Annotated in this window: 9 protein-coding genes; 5 read left to right on the forward strand and 4 right to left on the reverse strand. The window is 55.1% G+C overall.

The features are described 5' to 3' along the window. The gene (locus HED22_RS12455) at nt 1-2766 is read left to right on the forward strand and encodes a sensor histidine kinase (RefSeq protein ID WP_167722662.1); all 2766 of its coding nucleotides are present in this window, start codon (nt 1-3) and stop codon (nt 2764-2766) included. 87 nt (nt 2767-2853) lie between these two features. Here HED22_RS12455 and HED22_RS12460 read toward each other — a convergent pair whose 3' ends face one another. Beyond that, nucleotides 2854-4353 (reverse strand): CoA-acylating methylmalonate-semialdehyde dehydrogenase, encoded by a 1500-nt coding sequence (locus HED22_RS12460; protein WP_167722664.1) that lies wholly within the window; start codon nt 4351-4353, stop codon nt 2854-2856. Nucleotides 4354-4522: 169 nt separating this feature from the next. Between HED22_RS12460 and HED22_RS12465 the strand changes: the two genes are divergently transcribed. Together HED22_RS12465 and HED22_RS12470 are read left to right on the forward strand one after the other, a co-directional pair. Further along, the gene (locus tag HED22_RS12465) at nt 4523-5446 is read left to right on the forward strand and encodes a LysR family transcriptional regulator (RefSeq protein WP_167722666.1); all 924 of its coding nucleotides are present in this window, start codon (nt 4523-4525) and stop codon (nt 5444-5446) included. A 100-nt stretch (nt 5447-5546) separates the two neighbouring features. Beyond that, the gene (locus tag HED22_RS12470) at nt 5547-5885 is read left to right on the forward strand and encodes a hypothetical protein (protein ID WP_167722668.1); all 339 of its coding nucleotides are present in this window, start codon (nt 5547-5549) and stop codon (nt 5883-5885) included. Between the two features lie 210 nt (nt 5886-6095). On the opposite strand, the gene HED22_RS12475 is transcribed toward HED22_RS12470, so the two are convergent. Continuing rightward, the gene (locus tag HED22_RS12475; RefSeq protein ID WP_167722670.1) at nt 6096-6557 is read right to left on the reverse strand and encodes a MarR family transcriptional regulator; all 462 of its coding nucleotides are present in this window, start codon (nt 6555-6557) and stop codon (nt 6096-6098) included. A 140-nt stretch (nt 6558-6697) separates the two neighbouring features. On the opposite strand from HED22_RS12475, the gene HED22_RS12480 reads away from it, so the two are divergent. After that, nucleotides 6698-8644 carry an FAD-binding monooxygenase gene (locus HED22_RS12480; protein ID WP_167722672.1) on the forward strand — a complete coding sequence of 649 codons (1947 nt, stop codon included), beginning with the start codon at nt 6698-6700 and terminating at the stop codon, nt 8642-8644. A 92-nt stretch (nt 8645-8736) separates the two neighbouring features. Here HED22_RS12480 and HED22_RS12485 read toward each other — a convergent pair whose 3' ends face one another. Both HED22_RS12485 and HED22_RS12490 read right to left on the reverse strand, forming a co-directional pair. Continuing rightward, a complete protein-coding gene (locus tag HED22_RS12485; RefSeq protein WP_167722674.1) occupies nt 8737-9150 on the reverse strand; it encodes a DUF2218 domain-containing protein in 414 nt (137 codons plus the stop codon). A 321-nt stretch (nt 9151-9471) separates the two neighbouring features. Further along, complete coding sequence (locus HED22_RS12490; protein ID WP_167722676.1) at nt 9472-10314, reverse strand: fumarylacetoacetate hydrolase family protein; 843 nt, start codon at nt 10312-10314, stop codon at nt 9472-9474. A gap of 238 nt (nt 10315-10552) precedes the next feature. On the opposite strand from HED22_RS12490, the gene HED22_RS12495 reads away from it, so the two are divergent. Beyond that, complete coding sequence (locus HED22_RS12495; RefSeq protein WP_167722678.1) at nt 10553-11215, forward strand: dienelactone hydrolase family protein; 663 nt, start codon at nt 10553-10555, stop codon at nt 11213-11215. The last annotated feature ends 9 nt before the right edge of the window (nt 11216-11224 follow it).

Here is an 11224-nt window from a genome sequence, read left to right on the forward strand (position 1 = left end):
ATGCTTTCCTCGGAACTGGTTATCCTTGTCTCGCTGATCTATGTCGGCCTGCTGTATGCAATTGCATGGTGGGGCGACAAGCGTGCACGCGATGGCCATTCCTGGGTGCGTAATCCGACGGTCTATACCCTGTCGATTGCTGTATATTGCACGTCCTGGACGTTTTATGGTGCAGTTGGCACCGCGGCGCGCAACGGACTTGAATACCTGACGATCTATCTGGGTCCGACCGTGATCTTTCTGGGCTGGTGGTTTTTGCTGCGCAAGATGCTGCGCATTTCCAAGGCCCATCGCATCACCTCGATCGCCGACTTTATATCGTCGCGCTATGGCAAAAGCACACAGCTTTCCGTCCTTGTCACCCTGATCGCGGTGATCGGCACCACGCCCTATATCGCGCTTCAGCTGAAAGCGATTGCCACCAGTTACACCGTGCTGACTGGCTGGGAATTCGGCATGATCGAACCGGTCCGCGAAACGGTCAGCATCTTTTCCGACAGTGGCTTTTGGGCCGCCGTTGGCCTGACGCTTTTTGGCATTCTGTTTGGCACGCGCTTCATTGATGCTGATGAACATCACGAAGGCATGGTTGCTGCCATCGCTTTTGAAAGTCTGGTCAAGCTGTTTGCCCTTCTGGCTGTCGGGTTCTTCGTGTCCTTTGTCATGTATGACGGGCTTGGCGATCTGTTTGCACAATCGGCCGAAAACGCCGATACGGCAAAACTTCTGGTGCTGCCCGAAGGTGGCAGCTCGCGCTGGCTGACCCTGATGATGTTATCCATGGCGGCCATTTTGTGCCTGCCGCGTCAGTTTCAGGTCATCATTGTTGAAAACGTTGATGAACGTCATCTCGCCACCGCAAGCTGGGCTTTTCCGCTTTATTTGCTGGCGATGAACCTGTTTGTTCTGCCGATTGCGCTGGCCGGGCTCGGTGCGCTTCCCGTCTGGTCGGACCCGGACTTCTTTGTGATTTCCGTGCCGCTGTTTGAAGGTCAGTCGTTGCTGGCCCTTCTGGCCTATGTCGGCGGTTTGTCGGCCAGTACCAGCATGGTGATTGTCGCGACCATTGCGCTGTCGACCATGGTTTGTAACGACCTGATCGTGCCCGCCCTTTTGCGCATTCGCCCGCTCCGTCTGACCGAACGCGATGATCTGACCGGGCTTCTGATCTTTATCCGGCGGGCTTCCATCGTCGTTGTCGTATTTATGGGCTTTGCCTATTACCGCTCCGCCGGGGCAAGCGATGCGCTGGCAGAAATCGGGCTGATTTCCTTTGCCGCAATTGCGCAGTTCATCCCGATCATGATTGGCGGACTTTACTGGAAGGGCGGCACGCGCACCGGTGCGCAGGTCGCACTTACTATCGGCTTTGCTGTTTGGGGCTATACGCTTTTGCTGCCGTCGCTTGCTGATAGTGGCTGGATGGATCCATCGCTTATTCTCAATGGCGCGTTTGGTCATCCGTGGTTGCGGCCTGAAAGCCTGTTTGGGTTGAACGATTTTGCCCCGCTGACCCATGCGCTGATATGGTCGATTTCGCTGAATACGGCGGCCTATGTCCTGATCAGCCTGTTTACCGAACCAAGCGCGCTGGAACGCATTCAGGCGACCCTGTTTGTCGATGCCTTTTCGCGTAAAGGTCAGGATACGGTGATCTGGCGGTCATCGGCCTCGGCCAATGATCTTTATGAACTGGTGGAACGGTTTTTGGGGCGTGATCGCGCCTATCAATCCTTCCGTCAGTTTGACCGAAGCATTGATCCTTCCTGGCGCGGCAAGGGGGAAGCCGATGCTGACATGATCGCCTTTACCGAACGGCTTCTGGCGGGCTCCATCGGGGCGGCATCGGCGCGCGTGATGGTATCCTCGGTCGCAAAGGGCGAAATGGTCAGCCTTGATGAAGTGCTTGAGATTTTGGAAGAAACCTCACACGTCATTGAATATTCCCAACGCCTTGAAACCAAATCGCGCGAGCTTGAAAAAGCTGCCGCCGAACTGCGTGCGGCCAATGAACGGCTTAAAGAACTCGACCGGCTCAAGGATGAATTCCTGACCATGGTCAGCCATGAATTCAGAACGCCACTGACCTCGATCCGGTCGTTTTCGGAAATTCTGGTCGATTCCCCGAACCTTGACCACAAACAGACGGACCATTTCCTTGAAATCATTGTGCGCGAAAGCGAACGCCTTACGCGCCTGATTGATGACCATCTTGACCTTGCCCGTCTTGAGGCTGGGCATTCCGACTGGCGGGCGGTCGAGGTTGACCCGCGCACGGTGCTTGATGAAAGCATCGAGGCCGTCAAAGGCATGTTCGATGCCAAGGGTGTTGTCCTGACCAAGGAATATTCGCGAAATTCGGCACTTCTGCATGTGGACCGGGATCGCCTGACACAGGTCTTTATCAACCTGTTGTCCAATGCGGCCAAGTTCTCTGATCCCGACCATCCCGAGGTTTCGGTGCGCGGGGAAGCCATGGATGGCGGCTATCTGGTATCGATCACCGATAACGGCAAAGGCGTCGCGCCCGACGAACTTGAGATCATCTTTGACAAGTTTTCGCGCGGCGGCAAATACGCCGATGACAAACCAAAACCTTCGGGATCGGGGCTTGGTCTTGCGATTGCCAAGCATGTTGTCGAACACTGCCAGGGCAAGATATGGGCCGAAAGCCCGCCGGGGCGTGGGGCAACTTTCCGAGTCTTTATCCCCGGCAAGATCATGGAGGCCATTGATCCGGTCAAACCCGGCACATCTGATCAATAGCCCGAATAGGCCCGGCACCCGACAGAAAACAACAAAAGGCGCGTCCGTTTCCCGACGCGCCTTTTGTTTGTGCTGTCCGAGGACTGCTTATTTCATCGTCGGCATGACGAATTCAGCACCCTTGCGAATGCCGGTCGGCCAGCGCGAGGTGATGGTTTTAAGCTTGGTATAGAAGCGAACGCCTTCCGGACCATGCATGTGATGATCGCCAAACAGCGATGCTTTCCAGCCACCGAACGAATGGAACGCCATCGGGACCGGGATCGGCACGTTGATACCGACCATACCGGTCTGGGTACGCGCAGCAAATTCACGTGCGGTGTCGCCATCGCGGGTAAAGATCGCAGTCCCGTTGCCATATTCATGGTCATCAACAAGGTTGGCAGCGGTATCGAAATCATCGGTGCGCACAACCGACAGAACCGGGCCAAAGATCTCTTCCTTGTAGATCGACATATCCGGGGTGACGTCATCAAACAGGGTGCCACCGACGAAGTAGCCGTCTTCATAACCCTGCAGTTTGATATCACGGCCATCAACGACCAGCTTGGCACCTTCTTCGACACCCTTGTTGATGTAGCCAACAACCTTGTCACGATGGGCAGCGGTGACCAGCGGGCCCATTTCAGCTGCCGGATCGGTCCCCGGTGCGACGCGCAGTTCATTGATGCGCGGAACCAGTTTCTCGATCAGGGTATCGGCGGTTTCCTTGCCGACCGGAACAGCAACCGAAATCGCCATGCAACGCTCGCCAGCGGAACCGTAAGCAGCCCCCATCAGGGCATCGACCGCCTGATCCATATCTGCGTCCGGCATGATGATCATGTGGTTTTTCGCACCACCCAGCGCCTGGCAACGTTTGCCTTGGGCTGTTGCGGTTTCGTAGATGTATTTGGCAATCGGGGTGGAGCCGACAAAGCTGATGGCCGAAACGTCCGGATCAAACAGAAGCGCATCAACCGCTTCCTTGTCGCCCTGAACAACGTTGAATACGCCGTCCGGCAGACCAGCCTCGGTCAGCCATTCTGCCAGCAGAAGGGATGCCGACGGATCGCGCTCTGACGGTTTCAGGATGAAGCAGTTGCCGCACGCAAGGGCGACCGGGAACATCCACATCGGCACCATGGCCGGGAAGTTGAACGGCGTGATACCGGCAACGATACCGAGCGGCTGACGGATGGAATGACTATCAACCTTGGTGCCCACGTTTTCGGTGAACTCACCCTTCAAAAGCTGCGGCGCGCCAGTGGCAAACTCGACAACCTCGATCCCGCGAGTGACTTCGCCCAGCGCATCGGACAGCACCTTGCCATGCTCGGCGGTGATGGCGGCAGCCAGTTCTTCGGAACGGTCCTCAAGGATGCCAAGGAATTTGTTCAGAATACGCGAACGGCGCAACGGCGTGGTTGCTGCCCATTCGGCGGCGACGGCGGACGCGGATTCAACAGCGGCGCGGACTTCGGCCTTGGACGCCAGATCAACCGTCGCGCTCTCTGCACCCGTTGCCGGGTTGAAAACCGGTGCCGTGCGGCCGGACGTGCCGGCAACGCGTTTGCCGTTGATGTAATGGGTAAGTTGGGTAGCCATTGGGTTTCTCCCGATAAACCTGATGATCAGTGGGACGATCTTAATATAAGTGGGGTGTTTCCCCTAAATAACTTGATCGCATTATGACTATGCACAGGGATGCACATCAATTATCATTTTCGCAAATTCGATGTGCAAAAATTAAAGTCATCACAGGATCACCCCCACCATGGATTGGGATCGTTTCCGTATCTTTCTTGCTGTCGCCCGGCAGGGCCAGATCCTTGCCGCCGCCCATCAGCTTGGCCTCAACCACGCAACCGTCGGCCGCCAACTGACCGCCCTTGAAAAGGAACTTGGCACCAAACTGATTGAACGGCGCACCACCGGATCGGACCTGACCGCAGCCGGACGAGAATTGATGCAGGCGGCAGAGGCCGCTGAATCTGCTTTCTTGCGGGCGGGCACGGCTGTTTCCAACCAAACAGAAACCATCAGTGGCACCGTCCGCGTCGGCGTCCCCGATGGATTGGGCAACTACTTTCTCGCAAGTGAGTTGGCTCACTTTGCATCAAACCACCCGGACCTCGTCATCCAGCTGGTGCCGCTGCCACGCACATTTTCCCTCTCACAACGCGAAGCCGATATCGCCATCACACTTGATCGCCCCAAACAGGGACGTCTGGTGATCAGCAAACTCACCGACTACACGCTCAGTGTCTATGCCAGCAAATCCTATATCGAACGCTTTGGCGCGGTTGAAACCGAGGCAGATCTGACAGACCGCCTGTTTGTCACCCATATCGAAGATCTGATTTACAGCCGTGCGCTCGATTACGCCGCGCGTCTTGGCAAGTTGATGAAGCGCCGCTTTGAATGCGGCAGCGTGGTGGCCCAGATGGAAGCGGTCCGCAATGGCTATGGCATCGGCATCCTGCACGACTACGCCACCGAAGGCATCCCGGACCTCGTTCGCCTGCTGCCGGAAATCCGCTTCACCAGAAACTACTGGATGCTCCAGCACCCGGATACCAAGGACACGCGGAGTTTGGCAGCGATTGCAGAGTATATTACTCGGGTTGTCCGGAGCGCACGAAGTCGGTTCGTAGTAGAGCACTCCCTCCAAAGAGACATCATAACACACAAAAACTAACCTTAGGTTGAATTTCCCCTTGTTGCCGTGCACAAAACGAAGCTAGAATGCGGGATAATATTGTCTTTGATATTCAAACCACAAACTAGGACGAGCACTAATGGACATTGGCAAGCTTATTGAAGAAAAAGGGGCCGTTTACGCATTTCGCACGGTTGGCATAGCATTGTTTGCTGGCGGGGGTAGCGAAGCTGCAGGTGCTTTTACGTTTAGCTGGCTATCCGGCAACAGCAACCTAGGGTTGGCTTCTGTGCTAGCCGGGACACTTTTCATTGTCTCATCTTCATTACTTAACGTCTATATTAAGTCAAATATGAAGCAAGCTGAGCTTGCAAGAATGCAAGCCAAGCACCTTCGAACTCTGTCAGAAGCTTTCCACAGCATCGCCGAAAAAGAAGAACTTGCCGAGTTCGAGAGGCAGATGAATGGCCAACACTAGTTAAGTTAGAACATCAAAGATAGTGAATTCAGTTCTTTAGTAAGATTTTAAGAAGCGTTCTATCATCTTCTGCACAGGCACGCTAAAGAACTGAAAAGAATTGATAATTGACCAGTAAGGAAAGGTAGTAAGGACGGGCCTTCAGACTTGAGCTACACTGAGAACTGAAGGCAGGCAACCCTTATAATGGGTTCAAATGCTTCACTTTGATTAGCTGTTAGACTTCAACGGCGCCCTGCTCTGCTCATTCCCGGCATCAATCGCTTTCGCCATCAAGCGCAACAGCTCTGATTGTTCCTCCCCATCAAGCCCCGCCAACATGCTTTGCTGTGCTTGCTGGACGGCCGGGCTGACTTTGGCGAAGGTGTCGCGGCCCTTGTCAGTCAGGTGGAGTTCGCGCGCACGGCGGTCGCGGGTGCTGACAACGCGTTCGATATAGCCTTTCTGAACCAGACGGTCGACGACACCGGTGATGGTGGCGCGGTCATAAGCGATCAGGCCGGCCAGAGTCGCCTGATCCACGCCATCAATCTCGGCGATTTTGGCCATGGCGGCATATTGCACCGGGGTCAGGTCGATCCCGGTCTTGGCGACCTCGGCGTGGAAGATTGCCACGGCAATCTGTTGAAAACGCCGGATAAGATGGCCTGGCATCTGATCAACTTCACTCACACGCACCTCCTGATCGGGCCGTTATCTTGACAGCCCGATTAATAGTAAGCATACTTATCATTAGCACACAAATTATATAACAATCCGTAGTGCCTGTTATTTCGCAACTTCGGAGATTTGTCCAATTCGGAGGAACAATCATGCAATTCCATCTCGACGGTTTTCGCGCTGGTGACCCGACCATCGAACCGGCCAACACAGCCACTGATGCACTGCAGGGAGATACTCTGCCAAGCGAGGTGGATGTCCTGATTGTCGGCAACGGCCCGGCGGGTCTGACCCTTGCCGCCCAGTTGGCCGCCTTCCCCAACATCAAAACCCGCATCGTTGATCAGAAAGATGGCCCGATGGAACTGGGTCAGGCAGATGGCATTGCATGCCGCACGATCGAGATGTTCAATGCATTCGGTTTTGCCGAGCGGGTGTTGAAAGAAGCCTATTGGGTCAATGAAGTTTCGTTCTGGAAACCGGATCCGGCGGATCGCAGCAAGATTGCCCGGACCGACACCATTCAGGATACCGAAGACGGCCTTTCGGAATTCCCGCATGTGATCCTTAACCAGGCACGCGTGCATGATTTCTATCTTGATGTCATGCGTAATGCGCCGAACCGTCTGGAACCCGATTATTCCCGGCAAGTCATCGATGTCGCGATTGATCCCAAGGCCGGCACCAAAAGCAGCCCCAGCCACCCGGTAACTGTAACGCTTGAGCGCACTGACCCCGATCACGCCGGGCAGCGCGAAACTGTTAGGGCACGCTACGTGGTTGGTTGTGACGGGGCGCGAAGTGCGGTGCGCAAATCGCTTGGTCGCGAGCTTCGTGGTGATTCCGCCCATCAGGCATGGGGCGTGATGGATGTACTATGTGTCACGGACTTTCCCGACATCCGCAAGAAGGCCACCATTCATTCCGCCAATGAGGGCAATGTCCTGATTATCCCGCGTGAAGGTGGCTATCTGGTGCGCTTGTATGTCGAGCTCGACAAACTGGCCGAAGGCGAACGCGTTGCCAGCCGCAACATCACATCAGACCATCTGATTGCCGCCGCCCAGCGCATTCTTCATCCCTATACGCTGGATGTGAAGGAAATCGCCTGGTGGTCGGTCTATGAGATCGGCCAGCGCCTGTGTGAGAAGTTCGACAACCTCAATGGCGAGGCCTCTGCCACCCGTATTCCCAACGTCTTCATTGCCGGTGATGCCTGCCACACCCATAGCCCCAAGGCCGGTCAGGGCATGAATGTTTCAATGCAGGATACCTTTAACCTTGGCTGGAAACTGGCCGGTGTTCTTGAAGGCCGGATCAAGCCGGAAATCCTGCACAGCTATTCAGAAGAACGTCAGGCGATTGCCAAGGAACTGATCGATTTTGACGGCAAGTTCGCCAAGATGTTCAGCGCCCGCCCGAATGAGGACGGCACAACCGACAGCAATGGCGTCGATCCCAAGGAATTCCAGAAATACTTCATCCAGCAGGGCCGCTTTACCGCCGGCACCGCCACCCGTTATACGCCCTCAATCCTGACCGGTCCGGATACCCACCAGGATCTGGCAAAGGGATTTGTGATTGGTATGCGTTTCCACTCGGCACCGGTGGTGCGCTTGTCGGATGCCAAGCCGGTACATCTTGGCCATTGCGCCAAGGCCGATGGGCGCTGGCGGCTTTATGCCTTTGCCAGCAAGGAGGACCGCGGCCAGCCGGGATCAGGTATTCACGCGCTGTGTGACTTCCTGCAAAACGCCCCCATCTCGCCAATGGCAAAGTTCAACCGCAACGGCGAAGACCCGGACAGTGTTGTTGACGTGCAGGCCATTTTCCAGCAGCCCCATCGCAGCCTTGCGATTGAAGCCATGCCAAAACTTTTGCTGCCGCGCAAAGGCAAATACGGCCTGACGGATTATGAAAAGATCTATTGCCCGGATTTGAAATCGGGTGCTGATATCTTTGATCTGCGCAGCATTGATCGTGACCACGGTTGTATGGTTCTGGTCCGCCCGGACCAGTATATTTCCCATGTCCTGCCGCTTGATGCCTATGGGCAACTCAGTGCGTTTTTAAGCAACATCCTGATTGCGCAAAACTGATCGCCACCAGCAAAAACGTTCGACCGCGCAAACAAAACAAAAGCCCGTTCAATCCTGAACGGGCCTTTGAAACATCAAAAAATGACGAATGGTCATTTATTTCGCCATTCGATCTCGAACTTGGTCTGCGGCGACAAGGTGCGCAGCTTGTCTTCGAGATAGGTCTGCATTTCGACAAGACTGTTTTCGTCGGCAGCTGACATCGCGACCGTCAGAAACAGAGACGTCGCACTCAGCTCGCAGGCGCCTTTTTCGAACATCAACAAACCTGCATCGGGTTCGCGCAGGGTGCCTTTGACATCCTCGCCACGGGCCTGCAGCATCAGCCCCTTGAAATAACAAGGTGCACTGCGGAGATAAATGTCCGCAAACGCAAAGCTGTCGGCACCGCTTTGCTGCTTGGAAGTTTGAGAAACAGGGGACGTGCCTTCAATCGAAACATCCATCGATTTGACCGCATCCGGCCAGGCTTCATTCACTTTGATCGCCAGGTTAGACATGTGCATCACCAATCCTTTAAGGGCGCAATATGCGCACGGTATCCCCATACCCCTTGGACACGCATTTCACATTGCTTAAGCGCTGAACAATAATGACTATCAGTCATTTATCGCACAACACCAAAGAACGTCAATGCACTTTATCATGACAAAAATGTTCGAAATCGCGAAAGGCGCAAGCCCGAAGATGGTATTTTTGCCGCGGCACCGGCGCAAATATGCCCATTCCGGCAGAAAATCTTGGTTTTACAGAGGCATGCGCCCCGCATCACATTGGTGTGAGGCGGGTGCATCGGAAACGTTTGGGTCAACGCATAACAGGGTTGCTCAGCCCTGAATCACATCCTGACGCTGCGCGCCCAGACCATCGATTCCCAATTCCATAACGTCCCCGGGCTTCAGGAAGACCTGCGGGTTTTGCCCCATGCCGACACCGGGCGGCGTCCCGGTCGAGATAATATCACCGGGCTGCAGGCTCATGAAACGTGACAGATAGCTGATCACGAATGCGACGCCATAGGCCATGGTTTTCGTACTGCCATCCTGATAGCGCTTACCATTGACATCAAGCCACATGGAAAGGTTTTGCGGATCAGGAACCTCGTCGCGGGTGACCAGCCACGGACCAATCGGGCCAAAGGTATCGGCACTTTTGCCCTTTACCCACTGACCGGAATGTTCAAGCTGAAAGGCGCGCTCGGAGATATCATTGCTCAGGCAATAGCCTGCGACATAGTCAAGCGCATCGGCTTCATCGACGTACTTGGCATGTTTGCCAATCACCACGCCCAGCTCGACCTCCCAGTCGGTCTTGGTCGAACCGCGCGGGATTTCGATTGTGTCGTTCGGGCCGCACACAGCCGAGGTCGCCTTAAAGAAAATGATCGGTTCCGGCGGCAATTCCATGCCCGCCTCTGCGGCGTGGTCGGAATAGTTCAACCCGATACAGATAAATTTCCCCGGACGCCCGACACAGGCTCCAATGCGCGGATCACCTGACACGACCGGAAGGCTTTCCGGATCAATGGCAGCAATGCGTGCAAAGGTTTCATCCGAAATCGTGCCCGGATCAAGATCATCAATCACACCCGAAAGATCACGGATAACCCCGCCCGCATCACAAAGCCCCGGTTTTTCTGATCCCTTGGGGCCATAACGCAAAAGCTTCATGATCTGATTTCTCCTGGTGGCGTCGTGTGATCCTCTTACGGTTTGCATAAGTGCAAAGACCGAAAAAAGAAGAACTTATTGGTGATACCCTAGTGATGTCACATCCTGAGCACTCCGTGCAAGCCAATTGGAAAATCATGTTTCAACCTGACCAATCTGACCACCCTGATTGCTCTGACGCCGCAATTCGATATCATCAGCGCAATAATCCGTTCGACCCAAAAGGAACACGAAAGACATGATGCAGACCATTACAGCCAGTGACGGCCACGTTCTTGATTGCTGGTTTGAAGCCCCGGTCGGTGAACGTCGCGGCGGGATTGTCATCCTGCAGGAAATCTTTGGCGTCACCGATCAGCTCAAGGGCGTCGCACGGAAATATGCCGCCCTTGGCTATGAGGTTGCCATCCCTGCCCTGTTCGACCGGACCGAACACGGCGCAGTCGTTGACTTCAACGATTTTGATCGTGCCCGGACCCTGATGATGGCATCCCAATTGCCAAACACCCTTATGGACATTGATGCCGCCGTTCAGGCCTTGGCGGCCAAGGGCGGCAAGGTTGCTGTGATCGGATTTTGCTGGGGCGGCGGACTGGCGCTGCGCAGTGCCCAAACAATTGATATTGCGGCGGGCGTTTCATTTTATGGCACGCGTATCGATCAATATCTTGATAAACCGCTGCATAAGCCGTTTCTGGCGCATTTCGGATTGTCGGACGGCCACGTCCCGGTCGAGATGATCGAAGACGCCAAGGAGGCCCTACCTGGCATGGAAGTGCACATGTACGAGGCAGGCCACGCCTTTGCCAACGAAGCCCGCCCGTCGGCTTATGTGCCAGCCGCGGCCGAGGTTGCCCATGCCCGCACAGTCGAGTTTCTTGCCCTTCACCTTGGGACATGAAATGACGGA

Source organism: Thalassospira sp. HF15, from assembly GCF_011806525.1.
GTDB lineage: Bacteria > Pseudomonadota > Alphaproteobacteria > Rhodospirillales > Thalassospiraceae > Thalassospira.

Coding starts and splice junctions, on each gene's coding strand:
- HED22_RS12455 (WP_167722662.1), top strand. CDS start 1: ATGCTTTCCTCGGAACTGGTTATCCTTGTCTCGCTGATCTATGTCGGC.
- HED22_RS12460 (WP_167722664.1), bottom strand. CDS start 4,353: ATGGCTACCCAACTTACCCATTACATCAACGGCAAACGCGTTGCCGGC.
- HED22_RS12465 (WP_167722666.1), top strand. CDS start 4,523: ATGGATTGGGATCGTTTCCGTATCTTTCTTGCTGTCGCCCGGCAGGGC.
- HED22_RS12470 (WP_167722668.1), top strand. CDS start 5,547: ATGGACATTGGCAAGCTTATTGAAGAAAAAGGGGCCGTTTACGCATTT.
- HED22_RS12480 (WP_167722672.1), top strand. CDS start 6,698: ATGCAATTCCATCTCGACGGTTTTCGCGCTGGTGACCCGACCATCGAA.
- HED22_RS12485 (WP_167722674.1), bottom strand. CDS start 9,150: ATGCACATGTCTAACCTGGCGATCAAAGTGAATGAAGCCTGGCCGGAT.
- HED22_RS12490 (WP_167722676.1), bottom strand. CDS start 10,314: ATGAAGCTTTTGCGTTATGGCCCCAAGGGATCAGAAAAACCGGGGCTT.
- HED22_RS12495 (WP_167722678.1), top strand. CDS start 10,553: ATGATGCAGACCATTACAGCCAGTGACGGCCACGTTCTTGATTGCTGG.